Raw genomic sequence first — 20,976 nt, forward strand, 5'->3', positions numbered from 1 at the left:
ATGGACTGCTATTCCCATGCGCATTCTGGCTATTGATACTGCCACAGAAGCTTGTTCTGTCGCCTTATGGAACGATGGAATAACCTTCGCTCACTTCGAACTTTGCCCACGTGAACACACACAACGCATCCTGCCGCTGGTCAGGGATGTGCTTGGCGATGCTGAACTTAAACTGACGCAGCTGGACGCACTGGCCTTTGGTCGTGGCCCGGGGAGCTTTACCGGCGTGCGCATCGGCATTGGCATTGCGCAGGGGCTGGCGCTCGGCGCTGAACTGCCGATGATTGGCGTGTCAACGCTGGCGACAATGGCGCAGGGCGCGTGGCGTAAAATGGGCGCGACCCGTGTGTTGGCGGCAATTGATGCGCGGATGGGCGAAGTCTACTGGGCAGAATATCAGCGCGATGAAAATGGCGTCTGGCACGGCGAAGAGACGGAAACGGTGTTAAAACCGGAAGCCGTAACTGAACGTTTGCAGCAGTTAAATGGCGAATGGGCGATGGTCGGTACTGGCTGGCCCGCATGGCCCGATATGAGCAACAACAGTACGGCTACACTGCGCGATGGTGAGATCTTATTGCCCGCCGCAGAAGATATGCTGCCCATTGCTCGTCAACTGTTGGCTGCACAGAAAACCGTCGCCGTTGAACACGCCGAACCGGTTTATTTACGTAACGAAGTGGCGTGGAAGAAACTTCCTGGCCGGGAATGAATCTCAGTAGTATCCACTGGGGTAAGGAGTCGCATCATGGCGGGTCAAAAGAATGTTGTGCGCGGATTGCTGGCTGGGCTGGCAATCGCGGTATTAAGTGGTTGTGTTTCTGTGCCTGACGCGATTAAAGGAACCAGTCCCACGCCGCAGGATGATTTAGTGCGGGTGATGAGTGCGCCGTCGCTGTATGTCGGCCAGGAAGCCCGCTTCGGCGGTAAAGTGGTTGATATCCAAAATCAGCAGGGGAAAACCCGGCTTGAAATCGCCGCCGTCCCGCTCGACAGCGGCGCGCGTCCGGTGCTGGGCGAGCCATCCGTAGGGCGCATCTTTGCAGACGTGAATGGTTTTCTCGATCCAGACGACTTCCGCAATCAACTAGTGACCGTGGTTGGCCCGATAACCGGTACGGCCGACGGCAAAATTGGCAACGCACCGTATAAATTTATGGTCATGCAGGCAAATGGCTACAAACGCTGGCGATTAACCCAGCAGGTGATGTTGCCGCCGCAGCCCATCGACCCGTGGTATTGGGGACCGGGACCGCACCCACGCGCGTGGCATGGCGGGTACGGTGGATGGGGCTGGTTCCCCCCCGAGCCTGCGCGAGTCGAGACGGTCGTAACAGAGTAATTTCTTGTTTTATCAAGAAAACGAAACAGCGGCTAAGCCGCTGTTTTTTATATTGGGCTATGTATAAGAAAAATAATTAGTGACGCGCTTCGCAACCTTCAATCCGCTTAATTAATAAACTGGTACGCTGAGTTAATATTATGTTAACGGCTTGTTTATTAACTGGGGTTGTGATGACCAAGAATACTCATTTTAGAGGTGATGCATTGAAGAAGGTTTGGCTAAACCGGTATCCCGCCGATGTTCCGGCGGAGATCAATCCTGACCGTTATCAATCCCTGGTTGAATTATTTGAACACTCCACGGCGCGTTACGCCGACCAGCCTGCGTTTATCAACATGGGCGAGGTAATGACGTTCCGTAAACTTGAAGAGCGTAGTCGGGCGTTTGCGGCTTATTTACAGCAGGGGCTGGGGCTGCAAAAAGGCGATCGCGTTGCGTTGATGATGCCGAACCTGCTGCAATACCCGGTGGCGCTGTTTGGTATCTTGCGCGCCGGGATGATCGTGGTGAACGTCAACCCGCTTTATACCCCGCGTGAGCTGGAGCACCAGCTTAATGACAGCGGTGCTGCCGCGATTGTTATTGTGTCGAATTTCGCCCATACGCTGGAAAAGATCGTTGATAAAACCCAAGTGCGGCATGTCATTTTGACGCGCATGGGCGACCAGCTTTCCCCGGCAAAAGGAACGCTGGTGAACTTCGTTGTGAAATATGTGAAACGGCTGGTACCGAAGTATCATCTGCCGGACGCGATTTCCTTTCGCCGGGCGCTGCAGACCGGTTACCGCTTGCAGTACATCAAACCCGAAGTGGTTGCCGAAGATCTCGCCTTCCTGCAATACACCGGCGGCACAACCGGCGTGGCGAAAGGGGCCATGCTGACGCACCGCAATATGCTGGCAAACCTTGAACAGGTGAACGCGACCTACGGGCCGCTGCTGCATCGCGGAAAAGAACTGGTGGTGACAGCGCTGCCGCTGTACCACATTTTCGCGCTGACCATGAACTGTCTGCTGTTTATTGAGCTCGGCGGCCAAAACCTGTTGATTACCAACCCGCGCGATATTCCTGGGCTGGTGAAGGAGCTTGGTAAATATCCGTTTACGGCCATGACCGGCGTGAACACGCTGTTCAACGCCTTGCTGAATAATGAAGATTTCCGCAAGCTGGACTTCTCCTCGCTGCACCTTTCTGCCGGTGGCGGGATGCCTGTTCAGCAAGCCGTTGCCGATCGGTGGGTGAAATTAACCGGTCAGTATCTGCTGGAAGGTTACGGTCTGACCGAATGTGCGCCGTTGGTGAGTGTGAATCCGCATGATATTGACTACCACAGCGGTAGCATCGGTCTGCCGGTTCCCTCGACGGAAGCCAAGCTGGTTGATGACGACAACAATGAAGTATTGCCTGGCGAACCGGGAGAGTTGTGCGTGAAAGGCCCACAGGTAATGCTGGGATACTGGCAGCGCCCGGACGCCACGGATGAGATCCTGCGCGACGGCTGGCTGCATACTGGCGATATTGCGGTGATGGATGGGGAAGGCTTCCTGCGCATCGTCGATCGCAAAAAAGACATGATTCTGGTTTCCGGTTTTAATGTCTATCCGAATGAAATTGAGGATGTGGTGATGCAACATGCCGGCGTGCACGAAGTGGCGGCGGTGGGTGTACCATCGGAAAACAGCGGCGAAGCGGTGAAGATTTTCGTGGTGAAAAAAGATGCCTCGCTGAGTGAGGAGGCGCTGATCGCTTTCTGTCGTCGTCAACTGACCGGATATAAAGTGCCGAAGCTGGTTGAATTTCGCAATGAACTGCCAAAATCGAATGTCGGCAAGATTTTAAGACGAGAATTGCGTGACGAAGCGCGTGGCAAAGTGGACAATAACGCCTGAGCTATGCGTGAGTCCCCCTAACGCCGGTTAAGCCGGCGTTTTTTATGGGCGCAACTAAAGAGAAGATGACGTGAATTACCAGATGATAACGACGAACGATGCGCTGGCAGCGTTATGTGAAGCAGCCCGCACATTTCCAGCGATTGCCCTGGATACCGAATTTGTCCGCACCCGCACCTATTATCCGCAACTGGGGTTGATCCAGCTGTATGACGGTGAACATGTGGCGCTGATTGATCCGCTGACCATCACCGACTGGACGCCGTTTCGAGATTTGCTCATCAACACCGCCGTGACCAAATATTTGCATGCGGGAAGTGAAGATCTGGAAGTGTTCCTCAATGCGTTTGGCGTACAGCCACAGCCGATGATTGACACGCAGATCCTCGCCGCGTTCTGTGGTCGTCCGCTGTCGTGGGGCTTTGCTGCGATGGTGGAAGAGTTTACAGGGCTGGTGATTGATAAGAGCGAATCCCGCACTGACTGGCTGGCGCGTCCCCTGACCGAACGCCAGTGCGATTACGCCGCCGCTGATGTGTGGTATCTGCTGCCGATCGCCGGAAAATTACTGGCTGAAACCGATCAGGCTGGAAGGCTGGATGCCGCGCTGGATGAATGCCGCTTAATGATGCAACGCCGCCAGGAAGTGTTAGCGCCGGAAGAGGCGTGGCGCGAAATTACCAACGCATGGCAATTACGTACACGCCAGCTTGCCTGCCTGCGTTTGCTTGCCGACTGGCGGCTGCGCAAAGCGCGTGAGCGCGATTTAGCCGTCAACTTTGTGGTGCGTGAAGAGAATCTGTGGGCAGTGGCGCGTTATATGCCTGGCAGTATGGGCGAGCTGGATAGTATTGGTCTTTCCGGTAGCGAAATCCGCTTCCATGGCAAAACGCTGCTGGCGCTGGTTGCGCAGGCGCAGGCATTGCCGGAAGAGGCGCTGCCAGAACCGCTGCTTAACCTGATGGATATGCCAGGTTATCGTAAGGCCTTCAAAGCTATCAAAGCGCTGGTGCAGGCCATCAGCGAAAGTCAGAACATTAGCGCTGAGCTGTTGGCATCACGTCGGCAGATTAATCAATTACTCAACTGGCACTGGAAATTGAAACCGCAAAATTCGTCACCGGAATTAATTAGCGGCTGGCGCGGGGAATTGATGGCCGATCAGCTGAAAATATTACTTGCGGAATATCCGCGTTAAATACTGTAAATAAATACAGCTTATTTGCGGAAATAAAATAAAAAAGGCAGAAAATATTCTGCCTTTTTTTATCCCTGTATGGGAGGGAATCTATTTTGTCTCTTCGGTTTCCGGTAGGGTGACGTTGAGTTCCAGAATGGAAATATCATCCCCTTTTTGCTCCAGTTGCACCGACACCATTTCCGGATCGATTTGCACATATTTGCAGATCACTTCCAGAATGTCCCGCTTGAGTTGCGGTAAATAATGCGGTTCAGCATCGCTGCGGCGGCGTTCTGCGACAATAATTTGCAGACGCTCTTTCGCAATGCTAGCGGTGTTCTTTTTTCTGGAGAGAAAAAAGTCGAGTAATGCCATAACTTATCCTCCGAACAGGCGTTTGAGGAAACCTTTCTTCTCTTCTTCAATGAAGCGGAAAGGACGATCTTCTCCCAGCAGACGTTCCACGGCATCGGCATAAGCTTTGCCGGCGTCAGCATCGGTATCCAAAATAACGGGTTCACCCTGGTTTGACGCACGTAATACCGACTGATCTTCCGGGATCACGCCAATCAGTTTGATACGCAGGATTTCCAGCACATCTTCCATACTGAGCATGTCACCACGGTTTACGCGGCCCGGGTTATAACGGGTGAGCAGCAGATGCTCTTTAATCGGCTCGTCGCCATTTTCCGCGCGGCGGGATTTCGACGCCAGAATGCCGAGAATTCGGTCAGAGTCACGCACGGAAGAGACTTCCGGGTTGGTGGTAATAATCGCTTCATCAGCGAAGTAGAGCGCCATCAATGCGCCAGTCTCAATGCCTGCCGGGGAGTCGCAGACGATAAAATCAAAGTCCATTTTCTTCAGGTCTTCCAGCACTTTATCGACGCCTTCACGAGTAAGCGCGTCTTTATCGCGTGTTTGCGATGCCGGGAGAATGAAGAGGTTCTCAGTGCGTTTATCTTTGATTAACGCCTGGTTGAGTGTGGCATCGCCCTGAATAACGTTAACGAAATCATAAACTACACGGCGCTCGCAGCCCATAATAAGGTCGAGGTTACGCAGGCCGATATCGAAATCGATAACAACGGTCTTTTTGCCCTTCTGGGCTAAACCAGTAGCGATGGCCGCGCTGGAGGTGGTCTTGCCAACGCCCCCTTTACCCGAAGTAACAACAATAATGCGTGCCATAGGAGTTCCTTGTTAAAAGGGCTTAATTTAAGGGTTGAATTGTCAAAGCGTCGTTGGCCAACTGCAAACGCGCCGCTTTGCCATAAAATTCGGCCGGGATTTGATCGCTCAGCCAGTATTCCCCCGCAATGGAGACCAGCTCCGGCGTGAGATGAGAACAGAATATTTGAGCGTCTTTATCGCCACTGGCGCCTGCCAGCGCACGACCGCGCATCATGCCATAGACATGAATATTGCCATCGGCGATTAGCTCCGCGCCCGCGCTAACGTGGCTGGTCACAATCAAATCACAGTTTGGTGCATAAATGCGCTGGCCGGAACGCACCGGCGCGTCAATTAAGCGTGTTTTTGTGACCGGTGCTGCAACCGGCGTCGGTTCCGGTGCGCGCTCTTTACGCGGTGCTTTCTCTTTCCCTTCCGTCAGCAGGGGAAGACCCGCGCGTTCAACTTCAGCCTTCAGTTCTGGATCTTTGCAACCGCTGATGCCAACCACATGTAAATCTGTTGTGGTGATAGCCTGCAACAGCGCGGGCCAGTTAACCGCGCCTTCCAACGCAGAAACATTGACAACGATAGGAGCGTGCAGCAAAAAAGCGGGAGCCTGAGCGATTTTGTCTTCTAACGCCTGACGAATAACCTCGGGTTTTGCATCATGCAAGTGAACCACTGATAAGGTAAAACTACTGCCTTTTAGCTCGATGGGCGTATTTGACATCCTGACCTTACTCATTTTGCTATTATCACCCGCATATTGAGTGATATTCCGAAGACTATCAGGCATGTTATAGTCACTATTATTTTCAGGCAAGTAACCTCCCGATAATTCCGAGTAAAAGTATGTTTTGTGTGATCTATCGAAGTGCCCGACGCGATCAGACTTATCTGTACGTCGAAAAAAGAGACGATTTTTCCCGTGTGCCGGAAGCATTAATGCAAAGTTTCGGTCAGCCGCAGTTGGCAATGATTCTGCCGCTTGATGGTCGTAAGAAATTAGTCGGTGCAGATTTAGAAAAAGTAAAAGAGGCGTTAATTTCGCAGGGCTATTATTTGCAACTGCCTCCGCCGCAAGAGAATTTATTGAAGCAGCATCTCGCCGACCAGGGTAAAGAATAATCCTGCGGCAATAACGGCGGATCTCTCCGCCGTTTCTTATTTATGCCTGTTGTATCGCCGTAACATATTGGCATTTGACAAACCGCCGGGTGGCGCGGATAGTCATTTTTCGCTCATGTTCAATGTGTTACCGGAGGTCGAACACCATGTATCAACATCATAACTGGCAGGGCGCTCTGCTGGATTTCCCGGTGAGTAAAGTGGTTTGCGTTGGCAGCAACTATGCGAAACATATTAAGGAGATGGGGAGCGCTACCCCAGAAGAGCCGGTACTGTTTATCAAACCCGAAACTGCGCTGTGCGATATTCGTCAGCCGCTGGCTCTGCCGCAGGATTTTGGTTCGGTCCACCATGAAGTTGAACTGGCGGTGCTGATTGGCGCAACGCTGCGCCAGGCGACGGAAGATCATGTGAAAAAAGCGATTGCCGGTTATGGTGTCGCACTCGATCTGACGTTGCGCGATCTGCAAAGCAAAATGAAAAAAGCCGGACAGCCATGGGAAAAAGCGAAAGGGTTCGATAATTCCTGCCCGATCTCAGGGTTTATCCCGGCGGCGGAATTCCAAAGCGATCCGCAAAACACCACGCTTGGGCTAAAAATCAACGGTGAAGTGCGCCAGCAGGGCACCACTGCAGATATGATTCATAAAATTATTCCGCTGATTGCCTATATGAGCCGCTTCTTCACCTTAAAAGCCGGCGATGTCATTCTAACCGGCACGCCAGAAGGGGTAGGGCCATTGAACAGTGGCGATGAGCTGGAAGTCAGTTTTGACGGGCTTGCGTTAACGACCCGCGTGCTTTAAAGCAGTTTGCCGCCTTTATTGGCGGCAAAACTTGCATCCGCATGCCAGACTGGTTATAAGGTGCACCCTGGATTTCAACGGCGGATTTCATCATGAGCGACACTCCTTTCTGGCAAAGCAAAACCCTCGACCAAATGACGGACGCGGAGTGGGAGTCGCTGTGTGACGGCTGCGGGCAGTGCTGCCTGCATAAACTGATGGATGAAGACACTGACGAAATCTATTTCACCAATGTCGCCTGTCGCCAGCTAAACATAAAAACCTGCCAGTGCCGCAACTATGAACGCCGCTTCGAATATGAGCCGGACTGCATCAAGCTGACCCGCGAAAATCTCCCCACTTTCGAATGGCTGCCGCCAAGCTGTGCTTATCGTCTGCTGGCGGAAGGAAAGGCATTGCCGCTGTGGCATCCGCTGCGCACAGGCTCAAAAGCCGCCATGCATGCTGAACGTATTTCGGTACGCCACATTGCAGTGAAAGAGTCAGAAGTTCGCGACTGGCAGGAGCATATCCTTAATAAGCCTGAATGGGCGGACTAAAGAAAACGTCATAAATCACCGAGACAATCAGTAGCCAACAGGGCAGGGAAAAGTGAAGAACTGCTCTCTTATCACGGTTGCGGTTGAGGGGCAGCAAGATAACGAAAGTGATGAGCAGACAGGCCAGCAATAGCCCGGTCAGAAGCGCACTTGTGGCAGCAATATGCAAGGCCACATAGAGAATAAAAGAAGAGACAATGGCGAACAGCCTAATCTTCTGCGTAAAAAAGACTGTCCCTAATACGAAATAAATGAGTGCGATAACGCCTTCCACTCGAACCATCCTTTTCGCTGAGGGTAATAGTTACTTCTTTGTGAATGTTGCCTTTATCCGAAACCCGTCAAAAAAAACGCTCCCGAGGGAGCGTTCTGTTAGCGACCAAATAGATCGCGTTTTTTCGGCTTGAATGGCTGGGCAATCAGCACCAGCAGGGCAACAACCAGATAAGCAACAAAAATACCCAATAACCATTGTGGCATTTCCAGCGTCAGGAATGACCACTGGCGCTCGGCGCAGTCACCGGAAGCCACAAACACCTGCGGCAGCCATTTGTCCAGCGGCAGCCAGGTTGGAAAACGTGCGGCAAAATCGCAGGTCAGAAATGGCGATGGATGTAACTGGATCATGGTGTGTTCCCAGGCCAGCTGGATGCCGCGCCAGGCGCTGTAGATCCAGATAGCCAGAGCGACATAACGTAACGGCGTTTTCGGTGCAATGGCACCCACAATACCTGCGCCCATTACGCCAAAGAGCGCGCTGCGTTCATAAATGCACAGGACGCACGGTTTCAGCAGCATGACATGCTGGAACCACAATGCGACCATTTCAAGCGCAAACGCTGTTAGCGCCATCAAAAGCCAGGCGCCGCGCCCGTGTGAGCACCCGTTTAAATATCGCAACATAATCATTTCCCTGGGAGATGCGTAGACAAAGCAGTGTAAACGAAATCATTGCGCAGGCCACTAGCGGGCAAGAAAATAATGCGTAATCGAATGTTTATCATGCGGAAAGTCAAACCTGACAACAAAGTGCTGCTATTTAAGCAACAAAATATTATGCGCGCTGTGGCGCAAAGATTTCGGATGAAAGCCCTGCTGCTTCTGTGGATAAGTGTCGATAAATCGCCAAAATGGATCCCCGATCCCCTTTTTTCTTCATGAGGTACGCTACCTGCACTGGGTGCGGTCTGGTATGATGAGTGTCCTTTGCTTAGCTGTGTAATGGAAATCTCTCTATGGTCATTAAGGCGCAGAGCCCGGCGGGTTTCGCGGAAGAGTACATCATTGAAAGTATCTGGAATAGTCGCTTCCCCCCGGGGTCGATTCTTCCGGCTGAACGCGAACTCTCTGAACTGATTGGCGTCACTCGTACCACATTGCGTGAAGTTTTACAGCGCCTCGCCCGTGATGGCTGGCTGACAATTCAGCACGGCAAACCGACAAAAGTGAACAACTTCTGGGAAACCTCCGGGCTGAATATTCTGGAAACGCTGGCGCGTCTGGATCACGAAAGTGTTCCGCAACTGATTGATAATCTCCTTTCAGTACGCACCAACATTTCTACCATCTTTATCCGCACTGCGTTTCGTCAGCATCCTGAAGATGCGCTGAAAGTGCTGGCCAGCGCGCGCGAAGTTGAAGATCATGCCGATGCCTTCGCTACCCTGGATTACAACATTTTCCGCGGTCTGGCCTTTGCATCCGGGAACCCGATTTATGGTTTAATCCTTAATGGCATGAAAGGGTTATATACGCGAATTGGTCGCCATTATTTCTCCAGCCCTGAAGCCCGTAGCCTGGCGCTCGGTTTCTACCATCAACTGGCGCAAGTGTGTGAACAGGCGCAGCATGACAAAGTCTACGAAGTCGTGCGTCGATATGGCCATGAAAGTGGTGAGATCTGGCATCGGATGCAGAAAACGATGCCCGGTGATTTAGCCTTACAAAGCCGATAAGCAAAGAAAACCCCTCGACAGAGGGGTTTTTCATTACAGGCTGCTGGGGCGAGGCGGACAACGTTCCAGTAACTCCACGCTGCCATCTTCATTTTGCTGTTCCAGCAACACATCAAAACCCCACAAGCGATGCACATGTTTCAGCACTTCGCGGCGGCCCTTATCAAGCGGCGCGCGGTTGTGAGGAATATAGCGTAGCGTCAGCGAACGGTCGCCGCGCAGGTCCACATTCCACACCTGAATGTTGGGCTCAAGGTTGCTGAGATTATATTGCGACGACAGTTTCGAGCGGATCTCCCGGTAACCCTCTTCATTATGAATAGCGGCGATCTCAAGATAATTGTTACGATCATCATCCAACACGGTAAAGAAGCGGAAATCACGCATGATTTTCGGCGACATAAACTGGCTGATAAAGCTCTCATCTTTGAAATCGCGCATCGCGAAATGCAGCGTCTCAAGCCAGTCCGAACCGGCAATATCCGGGAACCAGTAGCGGTCTTCATCCGTAGGCGACTGGCAAATACGCTTAATATCCTGGAACATCGCGAAGCCGAGTGCATACGGGTTAATGCCGCTGTACCACGGGCTGTTATAGGGTGGCTGGAACACCACATTGGTGTGGCTATGCAAAAATTCCAGCATAAAGCGGTCGGTCACTTTGCCTTCGTCATACAGGTGATTGAGGATGGTGTAGTGCCAGAACGTCGCCCAACCTTCGTTCATCACCTGCGTCTGTTTTTGCGGGTAGAAATACTGGCTCACTTTACGCACAATGCGCAGGATCTCGCGTTGCCACGACTCCAGTAACGGTGCATTTTTCTCCATAAAGTAGAGCAAGTTTTCTTGCGGCTCCGCCGGATAACGACGCGCTTGCGCGATGGTTATTTCTTCTTCGCGTTTGGGCAGCGTGCGCCATAACATATTTACCTGGCTTTGCAGATACTCTTCACGGCTTTTCTGCCGCGCTTTCTCCTCCTGCAACGAGATTTTCTGCGGGCGTTTGTAGCGATCCACACCGTAGTTCATCAGCGCATGGCATGAGTCGAGTAACTTTTCCACTTCGTCCACACCGTAGCGCTCTTCACAATCGGTGATGTATTTACGCGCGAAAATCAGGTAGTCGACAATCGAACTGGCATCGGTCCAGCTGCGGAATAAATAGTTGTTTTTAAAGAAAGAGTTATGGCCATAACAGGCGTGAGCCATCACCAGTGCCTGCATAGTGATGGTGTTCTCTTCCATCAGATAAGCGATGCAGGGGTTAGAGTTAATCACTATCTCGTAGGCCAGCCCCTGTTGCCCATGCTTATAAAGCCGCTCGGTTTCGATAAATTTCTTCCCGAACGACCAGTGAGGGTAATTGATCGGCATGCCGACGCTGGAGTAAGCGTCCATCATTTGCTCTGAGGTGATCACTTCGATTTGATGCGGATAGGTATCCAGCCGATAAAGTTTCGCCACCCGGTCAATCTCCGCCAGATAATCATCCAGCAGTTCGAAAGTCCAGTCGGGTCCATCGCTCAGACGAATAGAATCCTTATTCATTGAGTCAATCGTAGCCATTAGCGCGCCCTCGTTGTTAACGACACTCTCTGTATGGAGCGTCTCATTTCAAGCATAGAACACGCAATTAAATCTGTACCTAAGCCATAGATTTTTCTTCGCGATTTTTCATCACATCAACGGCGTAAATAGCAAGTGTATCGAAATATTATGCTGCGGCGAAAAGTCGCGCAGCAGGAGATGCTAAATAACAGAAACCCTTGTCATACGGCGAGGCTGTGAGGAAGCTCACCATAAAAAAGCCATATGTTGAATAATATTTTCATCTGGGTTATCAATTTGTAATCAGATGATCGTGCTTTACTCACAGGAGAGGGATATGCGAGTTGTTGTATTAGGAAGTGGTGTGGTGGGTGTCACCAGCGCCTGGTACTTACGCCAGGCCGGACATGATGTCACGGTGATTGATCGCCAGCCTGGTCCTGCGCAGGAAACCAGCGCTGGTAATGCCGGGCAGATTTCACCAGGCTACGCCGCGCCCTGGGCGGCTCCTGGTGTGCCGTTAAAAGCCATAAAATGGATGTTCCAGCGCCACGCGCCGCTCGCAATCAGCCTTGATGGCTCCTCATCACAACTGAAGTGGATGTGGCAAATGCTGCGCAACTGCGATACGCGCCACTATATGGAAAACAAAGGCCGTATGGTGCGTCTGGCGGAATATAGCCGCGACTGCCTGAAACTGTTGCGCGAAACGACCGGCATTCAGTATGAAGGGCGGCAAGGCGGCACATTACAGCTTTTCCGCACCGCGGAGCAGTACGAAAATGCCACACGTGATATTGCTGTGTTGCAGGATGCCGGCGTGCCTTATCAGTTGCTGGAATCTGCCCGGCTGGCGGAAGTCGAACCCGCGCTGGCCGAAGTGGCGCACAAACTGACAGGCGGTTTGCGTCTGCCAAATGATGAAACCGGCGACTGTCAGCTTTTCACCCAGCAACTGGCGCAAATGGCGGCGCAGGCGGGCGTGGAGTTTCGTTTTAACACGCCGGTGGATCGCCTGCTGTATGAAGGTGAGAACATCTACGGTGTGAAGTGCGGTGAAGAGGTGGTCAAAGCCGACGCGTATGTGATGGCGTTTGGCTCCTGGTCTACTGGCTTACTGAAAAATATCGTCGACATCCCGGTGTATCCGCTGAAAGGCTATTCATTAACGATCCCGATTGCCGAAGAAGATGGCGCCCCGGTTTCAACCATCCTCGACGAAACTTACAAAATTGCGATTACCCGCTTTGACCAGCGTATTCGCGTCGGCGGCATGGCGGAAATCGTCGGTTTTAATACGGAACTGCTGAAACCACGCCGCGAAACGCTGGAGATGGTCGTGCGCGATCTCTTCCCGCGTGGCGGATTTGTCGAGCAAGCGACATTCTGGACGGGCTTACGTCCCATGACGCCGGATGGCACGCCGGTTGTCGGGCGCACTCCGTATAAAAATCTATGGCTGAATACCGGGCATGGCACCCTTGGCTGGACGATGGCTTGCGGTTCCGGCCAGTTGTTAAGCGACCTGATGTCCGGCAGCACCCCGGCGATTGCCGCCGATGATTTAAGCGTGGCGCGCTATATGCCAGGGTTTACCCCCGTGCGTGCGCAGCACTTACACGGCGCCCATAACTGATTCAAAGAAGGAATAGTAATGTCTCGTCCGGTTCTCGCCACGCTTGATTTAGCGGCACTCGGCAATAACTTGCAGGTTGTGCGCCGCGCCGCGCCTGCTGCAAAAGTCTGGTCGGTCGTAAAGGCGAACGCTTATGGTCACGGTCTGGATCGTATCTGGCGCGCACTCAACAGCACTGACGGCTTCGCGATGCTCAATCTTGAAGAGGCCATTTTGCTCCGCGAACGCGGCTGGAAAGGGCCAATTCTGATGCTGGAAGGTTTTTTCCATGCCGATGAACTGCCGCTGTTTGACAAATATCGCCTGACGACCAGCCTGCACAGCAACTGGCAGATCAAAGCCTTGCAGGACGCACGCTTGCAAGCACCGCTCGACGTTTACCTGAAGATCAACAGCGGCATGAACCGGCTCGGTTTTATGCCTGAACGTATTCACACCGTGTACCAGCAACTCAATACCATGCCCAACGTGGCGACAGTCACCCTGATGTCCCATTTTGCTGAAGCGGAGCGGGCAGACGGTATCGCTACGCCACTGGCGCGCATTGAGCAGGCGGCGGAAGGCATTGACGCGCCGCGCTCACTGGCTAACTCTGCCGCCACGCTGTGGCATCCCGAAACGCATTTTGACTGGGTGCGCCCCGGCGTGGTGCTGTATGGCGCTTCGCCATCGGGCGCGTGGCAGGATGTCGCCAACAGCGGGATCCGCCCGGTAATGACACTGAGCAGTGAGATCATTGCCGTGCAGACGCTGAAAGCCGGTGAAACGGTGGGGTACGGTTGTCGTTACCGTGCGCAAACCGAGCAGCGTATTGGTGTTGTCGCCTGCGGTTATGCGGACGGTTACCCGCGCATTGCACCTTCCGGCACGCCGGTGCTGGTGGATGGCATTCGTACCGGCATTGTTGGCGCGATCTCAATGGATATGCTGACGGTGGATTTAACCCCATGCCCGCAAGCCGGTATTGGTACGCCAGTTGAACTATGGGGTAATGGGATCAAAATCGATGAAGTGGCTGCGGCGGCCGGAACGGTGGGGTATGAACTGATGTGCGCTCTGGCGCCGCGTGTACCTGTCGTGACGGTGTAACTTAATGCGAGGCGGTTATTCCGCCTCGTCTTCTACGACGCGAACCCCGACTTTCAGTACCGCATTATCGGCTTTTTCCGCCACCGTCCAGATCATTCCGGCGAACTCTACCTGATCCCCCACGACCGGCGCGGCGCCCAGTAATTGCTGAACAATGTCGCCCAGCGTTTGCTGGCTTTCGCGATATTCCAGCCCATCTTCCAGGCCGTAAATCAATGCCACATCGGCAAATTTAGCGTCGGCTTCAAGGATAAAATCACCGAAGAAGCGCTGATCCAGCGCCACCGGCGGAGACTGGCTAAACAGTTTCCCGAGCGCGGGCAGATCGCTTTCACGACCAATCACACACAACACATCACCTTCACGCAGTCGGGTGCTGCCGGTGGGGTGCAGAAGGTTATTGTCGCGAAACAGCGCGGCAATGCGCGTATCCGCAGGCATATGTAAATCGCGCAGCGCTGCGCCAACGCACCACTTATCCGCACTGAGTTGATAAACAAACTGTTCAAACGGGTTTTCCGGGTGAATATCCAGACCGACGCGGGAGACCGGCCAACCAACAGGCGGCACGACAACCTTGGCTTTTTTCGCCGCCCAGGAGAGTGACGTTCCCTGAAAAAGTAGCGAGATTAACACCACGAAGAAGGCGACATTAAAGAACAGGCGCGCGTGATCAAGCCCTGCCATCATCGGGAAAGTAGCGAGAATAATCGGCACCGCGCCGCGCAAGCCCACCCAACTGATGAAAATGCGTTCGCGCAGGTTAAAACCGCGAAACGGCAACAGGCTGGCAAACACGGACAGAGGACGAGCAACAAAAATCATCCATGCCGAGAGGATGAGTGCGGAAGCCGCAATCGGCCACAAATCAGACGGTGTGACTAACAGCCCCAGCACCAGGAACATGGCGATTTGCGCCAGCCAGGCCAGGCCATCAAAGTTTTGCAAGATGCCGTAACGGTTGCGGATAGGGCGATTGCCCAACACAAAACCACACAGGTAAACCGCCAGAATGCCGCTCCCGTGCAGAGCCGTGGTTAAGGCAAAAACCAAAATACCGCCGCTCAGCGCCAGCAGCGGGTAAAGACCCGGTGGCAGAGAGATGCGGTTAATCATCTGCTGTAACAAATAACCACCCGCGCCGCCAAGCAAAATGCCGAGGCCAAACTCCTGCACAATATGCACCAGGAACATGATATCGAGATCGGCCGTGTGCTTCTGGATCATCTCAATCAGCGTGATGGTAAGAAACACCGCCATCGGATCATTGCTGCCGGATTCGATTTCCAGCGTCGAGCCGACGCGTTCGTTCAGCCCTTTACCGCCGAGCAGCGAGAAGACCGCGGCGGCATCTGTTGAGCCCACAATCGCCCCGATCAAAAAGCCTTCCATAATATTAAGCTTGAACAACCAGGCGGCCATCATCCCGGTGAGACTGGACGTAACGAGTACACCAATTGTTGCCAGGGAAAGTGCAGGACCAAGTGCGACGCGAAACGAACTGGCGCGGGTACGCATCCCGCCATCGAGTAAAATGATCGCCAGCGCGAGGTTACTGACCATATAAGCAAAAGGGTAGTTATCGAACGGAATTCCACCGATACCATCAACACCAGCCAACATGCCTATTGCCAGAAAGATAACCAGAATGGGAATGCCAAGACGGGAGGAGAAAGAACTTAATAAAATACTGCAGGTTACAAGAACTGAACCCAAAATAAACAGACTGATTATCGCCTCAGCGTCCAATGTTGTGCTTCTCCTTAATCCTCACCGTGGGGGATCCCGGGCGGCATTTACCGGCCGGGTTTATTAGTGCGTCATATAATAACGGCAGAAACAACGTTTTAATAAGGGCATAAAGCGCTTTTTTTACAGCAAGATCGTGGGATGACCCGATAAAGTCAGTTGCGTCTTTTCAGCATGTTGCAACCGGGCATGTGCGCCGAGCGGCAGTGTGACGGTCTGCGGTTCATGACCAAACGCCAGCCCGCTGATAACTGGGATCGTTAATTGCGCGCGTAGATAATCAATCATCTTATTAAGATTGTAGCCCGCATCGTAATCGTTGGGTTGCGCCAGCGAGAAACTGCCGAGGATCAGCGCTCGCTGCTGTGCCAGAATGCCGGTGTGTAACAACTGCAACAGCATGCGTTCCACGCGGTAGGGATGTTCATTAATGTCTTCAACCACCAGAATGCCGCCGGGTATTTGCGGCAGCCAGGGCGTGCCAATCAGCGAGGTTAACATCGCCAGATTTCCACCCCACACGGTGCCTTCCACGTCACATTGCGGGCCTTCACCGTCCCACTCAATGGTAAAGGTTTCATTGCTGATAGCACGCCAGAAGTGATCTGCCGTAAAGGCATCCAGCGTTTCGGCACCGAAATTCCCCGCCAGCATTGGCCCGCTAAACGTGATGACTTTCCCGTTCGCCAACAGCCCAAGTTGAATGGCGGTGAAGTCACTATGGCCGCAAATCAGCAGCGCTTGATGCTGCTGGCGCGCCGCCAGTGCCTGCCAGTCAATCCCGGCGAGCAGACGGCTGGCACCGTACCCCCCGCGCACCGGCATCACGATAATATTTTCACCCGGCAATTGCGCCAGTGCGTTGATATCCGCCAGCCGCTCCTCGTCACGCCCGGCGAAACGTTCATGACGGCGAGTAATGACGTGTTGGTTGCTAACCTGATGACCCTGCTGAGCGAGACGTTCGACGCCAAGCGCCGCTGCGTGCTGATTAATGCAATAGCCGGAAGGGGCAATCAGGTGGAAGGTGGACATGGCAATTCCTTGCTGACATCTATAGGGAAACGGTTATCATGCCGCTAACCTGTGTCGTTGTCATCCGTCGTAGATGAACACCTAAATAAGGATTAGCTTGCGTGAAATTAAGATGGTTTGCTTTTTTAGTGGTACTGCTTGCCGGATGTAGTTCAAAACAGGATTACCGTAACCCGGACTGGAATCCGGAAGTGCCGGTAAAACGCGCAATGCAGTGGATGCCCATCACCGAAAAAGCAGGTGCAGCCTGGGGCGTCAGTCCTCAATTGATTACTGCTATGATCGCCGTGGAATCCGGTGGCAACCCCAATCTGGTCAGCAAATCAAACGCCGTTGGCCTGATGCAGCTCAAAGCCTCCACCGCCGGGCGCGAAGTTTACCGCCATATGGGCTGGAGTGGGCAACCGTCCACCAGCGAACTCAAAAACCCGGAACGTAATATCTCTATGGGCGCGGCTTACTTAAGTATTCTTGAACATGGGGCGCTAGCGGGCATTCGCGATCCGAAAGTCATGCAATACGCGCTGGTGGTTTCGTACGTTAATGGTGCTGGTGCGCTACTGCGGACCTTCTCGTCCGACAGAAGCGAAGCCATAGAAGAGATAAATGATTTAAGCGCAGACGCGTTTATGAAGCATGTGGCGGAAAACCACCCTGCGCCGCAAGCACCGCGCTATATCTGGAAAGTGCAAAAAGCGATGGATGCGATGTAACTAGCGTACCCGGCTGGCGCGTTCGCGCGCCTCGCGCTCCAGGGCAAAAATAATGCGCTGGAGTTCGCGCTCTACGCCCGGGCTGACATTCAAAAAGCGAAAACTCAGGCGCGGCGTAACAACGGTTTCATTCTTGCCATCAACGACTTTACGCTCACCAATCGCAATCAACTGTGCGTCAAAATAGAACTGCCCCCACGAAGCCATATCCAGCTCCACCTTGGAAAAACGCATACCCGGCTGCAATGTGCCGGGTGCTACGCCATCCAGCAGTGCGCCCATGCCACCTAACGACAAGTCGAACAGACGAAAGCGAATCTCGCTTTTATCCGGCATGAATGCTTTACAAAAATAGGCCGGGTGGAGCGGGGCGCTGATGCGGAAATATTCCCGGCGCTGAATAAACCACAGTGTTTCCGGAAGCGGGGTAATAAAAGCAGGTAAAGCCTGGAAATCGCCGGTAGAAAGCTTGCTCAGTGTGAATTCGACTTTGGCGCCATGCGTTTCAGCGGTCACGGTCACCTTTCCGGCACGCTGTACTGCGTTGTTCTCGTACTCCTGGCTACCAAAATCCATGATCAGCTCTTCTGGATTCACTTCCAGTATCTTGCTGATGAACTGACCGCTGCCCCAGGTGATGCAAATGGGCACCTGGTTTTTTTGCAGGTCGCGCAAAACGCCCAGCACGGCCAGAGGATTTTGTTTCAGGAACTGCTCACTGTAATTGCTCACGCCGAATGGCTCCTTGATGGCTGACACACCTTCGTTGCTTTATCGGCATTTTCAGCCAGAACTTAATACAAATAACGTAAATATTTTCTCAAACCGTTTGAATTAAGTCTGTGAGATGAAAATAGTTTTATGACCGACATCTATACTGTAGCTAACGCGTCGCCGAAGTGGTATGTGCGCGTCAACAAGACTAACAGAAGGAGAGAGAAACATGGGCATTCTCGCGTGGATCGTTTTTGGCCTGATTGCTGGCGTTATCGCTAAGTTGATTATGCCAGGACGGGATGGGGGCGGTTTCATTCTGACTTGTATACTGGGGATCGTCGGGGCCGTAGTCGGCGGCTGGCTCGCGACACAATTTGGTTATGGCGGAGATATCACCGGCTTCAACTGGCACAGTTTCCTCATCGCGGTGCTGGGTGCGATTGTCGTGCTGGCCGTATTCCGGTTGTTTAGACGAAATTAACCGCCAGTTCATCCATTTTTGAGACAAAAAAAGCCGCAACATGATTGTTGCGGCTTTTTACTGCGCGCGTGTTACTGCGCGACAGCTTGCTGCTGTTTTTGTGGCTGAGTGGCCGGTTCAACCTTCGCGGCAGGCTGCTGTGCCGGCTGCGTTTGCGGTACGCTGTCGCACTGTTTCTCTTTCGGGCAGATCAGGTCGAGCATTTTCAGCGTCACACCGTTCGTCCAGCCGAAACCATCCTGCAGCGGATATTCACCACCGCCGCCACCGGTGCCGGTGGTGCTGACATTATATTTCTCGACCAGCTTTTTCTCTCGATCGTAGGTATGCTGCACATTGGTCAGAAAACGCCAGCTCACTTCCATCGCCAGTTTCTGCTGATCGTAATTTTGTAGGCCAGCGGTTGCCACCCATTGCAGCGGCGCCCAGCCGTTTGGTGCATCCCACTGTTGGCCACTGTTTACCGTGGTGGTAGAAATTCCCCCCGGTTTCAGCAACCGTTCTTTTGCCGCGCTGGCAACTTTATCGGCGCGATCTTTCGCTGCGGCATTCACAAACAACGGGTAAAGCGCTGCCGCTGTGAGTTGATTACGCACCTTCTTCGTCTTCAGATCGTAATCCGCGTACCAGCCCTCTTTTTCATTCCACAGATTGGCCTCGATGCTTTTCTGTCGCGTGTTCGCCAGCACATCATACTGGCTGGCTTTTGCGCTATCGCCAGCTGCCTGGTAGCCGCGAGCGAGCATTTTTTCCATCTTGAACATCAGCGCGTTCAGATCGACCGGTACAATGCTGGTGGTCCGAATGCTGCCAAGTTGATTAGGATCGTCCATCCAGCGGGAGCTAAAATCCCAGCCCGACGCGGCGGCAGAACGCAAATCGCGGTAAATCTCGGTTGCCGGGCGATTGGGGTTATTTTTAGCGGTGGTGACATCATCAAGCCACGACTCCGGGCGCGGCGTATCTCGATCGTCCCAGTAGCGGTTCAGAACGCTGCCATCGCTGAGCTTAACCACGCGCTTATTGGCCTGGCCTGGCTGCAGCGTTTCTGCTCCTTCCATCCAGTACTGGTACTCTTTTTCCATTTGCGGCAGCCAGGTTTTCAGCGCCTCGTCGCCATCGTGTGTGGCCAGCAATTCCACCATCAACGAGAAGAATGGCGGCTGCGAGCGGCTCAGGTAATAACTGCGGTTGCCGTTAGGAATATGGCCCCAGGTGTCGATCTCATGGGCAAAGTTGGTAACCATGTCTTCAATTTTGTCCCAGTGACCGCTCTCGGCGAGACCGAGCATCGTGAAATAGCTATCCCAGTAATAGACTTCGCGAAAACGTCCACCCGGCACAACATAAGGTTTCGGCAGCGGCAGCAGCGAATCCCACTTTCCAGCGCTGTCGGTGGTGCGTGTTAACACCGGCCACAGTCCATCGATATGTTCACGCAGGTTTTGTCCCTCAGGCGGAACATACTTTTCCCCCTCTTTGGGCAGCGTAAAGTTCACATCCACAAAGTGGCGTAAATCGAAACTGGTTTGCATGCGCTGCATGCGGTAATCCGCGAGGATCATCAGCGGGTCGCCTTTCGGCACGGCATCGGCGAAGGTTTTTTGATCGGGAAACAACTTGGCGGTTTGCACATCGCTAAACAGCGGGCCGAGCAGGATATCCGGTGGCTGCGGCGTGCTTTGCGCCTCAGCGGCGAAGCTGTGAGGGATCGTAGCGAGTAACGCGCCGCCTAACGCGATTTGCATGACCAGCAGCAGAGCGCGCGGCCGGTGTAGAACGGGTCTTGTCATCGATTATTCTCCTTAGCGGGGGCACAGCGGTGCTGCCGCAATCAACCTTGCACAAAACCATAGTCGAATCTGAAACAAATCGTGTGTCGCGTTTGGCATTTTGCGCGATTCCAGACAATTTCCCCGTCTGGCTGGAGGAGCAGAGGGATGTGTATGCTGTCCACGCACGAATAAAGACCACCGCCTGCATACCTGTT

General features: G+C 53.2%; 22 protein-coding genes. 12 read left to right on the forward strand and 10 right to left on the reverse strand.

Annotated features, from left to right (window positions below; genetic code table 11):
- Positions 1-16 precede the first annotated feature (16 nt).
- The 4 genes from tsaB (at position 17) to rnd (ending at position 4,432) form a co-directional block, all read left to right on the forward strand.
- Entirely contained in the window at positions 17-712 is a 696-nt protein-coding gene (gene tsaB, locus E0L21_RS11715) for a tRNA (adenosine(37)-N6)-threonylcarbamoyltransferase complex dimerization subunit type 1 TsaB (protein ID WP_131409655.1), read from the forward strand.
- A gap of 36 nt (positions 713-748) precedes the next feature.
- Complete coding sequence (locus E0L21_RS11720) at positions 749-1,342, forward strand: Slp family lipoprotein (protein WP_131409657.1); 594 nt, start codon at positions 749-751, stop codon at positions 1,340-1,342.
- 206 nt (positions 1,343-1,548) lie between these two features.
- Positions 1,549-3,234: a long-chain-fatty-acid--CoA ligase FadD gene (fadD, locus tag E0L21_RS11725; RefSeq protein ID WP_131409793.1), complete on the forward strand. Its 1,686-nt coding sequence runs from the start codon at positions 1,549-1,551 to the stop codon at positions 3,232-3,234.
- 70 nt (positions 3,235-3,304) lie between these two features.
- Positions 3,305-4,432 (forward strand): ribonuclease D, encoded by a 1,128-nt coding sequence (rnd, locus tag E0L21_RS11730; protein ID WP_131409659.1) that lies wholly within the window; start codon positions 3,305-3,307, stop codon positions 4,430-4,432.
- Between the two features lie 90 nt (positions 4,433-4,522).
- On the opposite strand, the gene minE is transcribed toward rnd, so the two are convergent.
- Genes minE through minC form a run of 3 tightly spaced genes read right to left on the reverse strand, consistent with a single transcriptional unit; the run spans position 4,523 to position 6,320 of the window.
- The gene (gene minE, locus E0L21_RS11735) at positions 4,523-4,789 is read right to left on the reverse strand and encodes a cell division topological specificity factor MinE (protein ID WP_017456990.1); all 267 of its coding nucleotides are present in this window, start codon (positions 4,787-4,789) and stop codon (positions 4,523-4,525) included.
- A 3-nt stretch (positions 4,790-4,792) separates the two neighbouring features.
- A complete protein-coding gene (gene minD, locus E0L21_RS11740) occupies positions 4,793-5,605 on the reverse strand; it encodes a septum site-determining protein MinD (RefSeq protein WP_131409661.1) in 813 nt (270 codons plus the stop codon).
- 22 nt (positions 5,606-5,627) lie between these two features.
- Positions 5,628-6,320, reverse strand: a complete 693-nt coding sequence (gene minC / locus E0L21_RS11745) for a septum site-determining protein MinC (protein WP_017456992.1) — start codon at positions 6,318-6,320, stop codon at positions 5,628-5,630.
- 122 nt (positions 6,321-6,442) lie between these two features.
- Between minC and E0L21_RS11750 the strand changes: the two genes are divergently transcribed.
- The 3 genes from E0L21_RS11750 to E0L21_RS11760 all read left to right on the forward strand — a co-directional run bounded on the left by E0L21_RS11750 (position 6,443) and on the right by E0L21_RS11760 (position 8,063).
- On the forward strand, positions 6,443-6,718 hold the full coding sequence (locus E0L21_RS11750; protein ID WP_086874110.1) for a YcgL domain-containing protein: 276 nt from the start codon (positions 6,443-6,445) through the stop codon (positions 6,716-6,718).
- A gap of 146 nt (positions 6,719-6,864) precedes the next feature.
- On the forward strand, positions 6,865-7,524 hold the full coding sequence (locus tag E0L21_RS11755; RefSeq protein WP_131409663.1) for a fumarylacetoacetate hydrolase family protein: 660 nt from the start codon (positions 6,865-6,867) through the stop codon (positions 7,522-7,524).
- 92 nt (positions 7,525-7,616) lie between these two features.
- Positions 7,617-8,063: a YcgN family cysteine cluster protein gene (locus E0L21_RS11760; protein ID WP_017456995.1), complete on the forward strand. Its 447-nt coding sequence runs from the start codon at positions 7,617-7,619 to the stop codon at positions 8,061-8,063.
- On the opposite strand, the gene E0L21_RS11765 is transcribed toward E0L21_RS11760, so the two are convergent.
- Together E0L21_RS11765 and dsbB are read right to left on the reverse strand one after the other, a co-directional pair.
- Positions 8,038-8,337 (reverse strand): hypothetical protein, encoded by a 300-nt coding sequence (locus tag E0L21_RS11765; RefSeq protein WP_131409665.1) that lies wholly within the window; start codon positions 8,335-8,337, stop codon positions 8,038-8,040. The two genes, E0L21_RS11760 and E0L21_RS11765, sit on opposite strands and share 26 nt — an antisense overlap.
- A gap of 98 nt (positions 8,338-8,435) precedes the next feature.
- Positions 8,436-8,966, reverse strand: coding sequence for a disulfide bond formation protein DsbB (dsbB, locus tag E0L21_RS11770; protein WP_131409667.1), 531 nt, complete (start codon positions 8,964-8,966; stop codon positions 8,436-8,438).
- Positions 8,967-9,298: 332 nt separating this feature from the next.
- Here dsbB and fadR point away from each other — a divergent pair, with 332 nt between their 5' ends.
- Positions 9,299-10,018 (forward strand): fatty acid metabolism transcriptional regulator FadR, encoded by a 720-nt coding sequence (fadR, locus tag E0L21_RS11775; RefSeq protein ID WP_131409669.1) that lies wholly within the window; start codon positions 9,299-9,301, stop codon positions 10,016-10,018.
- A gap of 33 nt (positions 10,019-10,051) precedes the next feature.
- Here the strand turns inward: fadR and E0L21_RS11780 are convergent, their stop codons facing one another.
- Positions 10,052-11,584 carry a SpoVR family protein gene (locus E0L21_RS11780; RefSeq protein WP_131409671.1) on the reverse strand — a complete coding sequence of 511 codons (1,533 nt, stop codon included), beginning with the start codon at positions 11,582-11,584 and terminating at the stop codon, positions 10,052-10,054.
- A gap of 277 nt (positions 11,585-11,861) precedes the next feature.
- Between E0L21_RS11780 and E0L21_RS11785 the strand changes: the two genes are divergently transcribed.
- Positions 11,862-13,202, forward strand: coding sequence for a D-amino acid dehydrogenase (locus E0L21_RS11785; protein WP_328590663.1), 1,341 nt, complete (start codon positions 11,862-11,864; stop codon positions 13,200-13,202).
- Between the two features lie 18 nt (positions 13,203-13,220).
- Positions 13,221-14,291: a catabolic alanine racemase DadX gene (gene dadX, locus E0L21_RS11790; RefSeq protein ID WP_131409675.1), complete on the forward strand. Its 1,071-nt coding sequence runs from the start codon at positions 13,221-13,223 to the stop codon at positions 14,289-14,291.
- Between the two features lie 15 nt (positions 14,292-14,306).
- On the opposite strand, the gene E0L21_RS11795 is transcribed toward dadX, so the two are convergent.
- Together E0L21_RS11795 and ldcA are read right to left on the reverse strand one after the other, a co-directional pair.
- Positions 14,307-16,040, reverse strand: coding sequence for a potassium/proton antiporter (locus E0L21_RS11795; protein WP_131409677.1), 1,734 nt, complete (start codon positions 16,038-16,040; stop codon positions 14,307-14,309).
- A 123-nt stretch (positions 16,041-16,163) separates the two neighbouring features.
- Complete coding sequence (gene ldcA / locus E0L21_RS11800) at positions 16,164-17,075, reverse strand: muramoyltetrapeptide carboxypeptidase (RefSeq protein ID WP_131409679.1); 912 nt, start codon at positions 17,073-17,075, stop codon at positions 16,164-16,166.
- A 101-nt stretch (positions 17,076-17,176) separates the two neighbouring features.
- Here ldcA and emtA point away from each other — a divergent pair, with 101 nt between their 5' ends.
- Positions 17,177-17,788 (forward strand): membrane-bound lytic murein transglycosylase EmtA, encoded by a 612-nt coding sequence (gene emtA, locus E0L21_RS11805; RefSeq protein WP_017457005.1) that lies wholly within the window; start codon positions 17,177-17,179, stop codon positions 17,786-17,788.
- On the opposite strand, the gene ycgR is transcribed toward emtA, so the two are convergent.
- Positions 17,789-18,520, reverse strand: a complete 732-nt coding sequence (gene ycgR, locus E0L21_RS11810; protein WP_131409682.1) for a flagellar brake protein YcgR — start codon at positions 18,518-18,520, stop codon at positions 17,789-17,791.
- A 211-nt stretch (positions 18,521-18,731) separates the two neighbouring features.
- On the opposite strand from ycgR, the gene E0L21_RS11815 reads away from it, so the two are divergent.
- Positions 18,732-18,986, forward strand: coding sequence for a GlsB/YeaQ/YmgE family stress response membrane protein (locus tag E0L21_RS11815; RefSeq protein ID WP_131409684.1), 255 nt, complete (start codon positions 18,732-18,734; stop codon positions 18,984-18,986).
- Positions 18,987-19,057: 71 nt separating this feature from the next.
- Here E0L21_RS11815 and E0L21_RS11820 read toward each other — a convergent pair whose 3' ends face one another.
- Positions 19,058-20,779 (reverse strand): alpha,alpha-trehalase, encoded by a 1,722-nt coding sequence (locus E0L21_RS11820; protein WP_131409686.1) that lies wholly within the window; start codon positions 20,777-20,779, stop codon positions 19,058-19,060.
- Positions 20,780-20,976 lie beyond the last annotated feature (197 nt).

Origin of the sequence: Kosakonia quasisacchari, from assembly GCF_004331415.1 — a bacterium.
Classification (GTDB): Bacteria; Pseudomonadota; Gammaproteobacteria; order Enterobacterales; family Enterobacteriaceae; genus Kosakonia; species Kosakonia quasisacchari.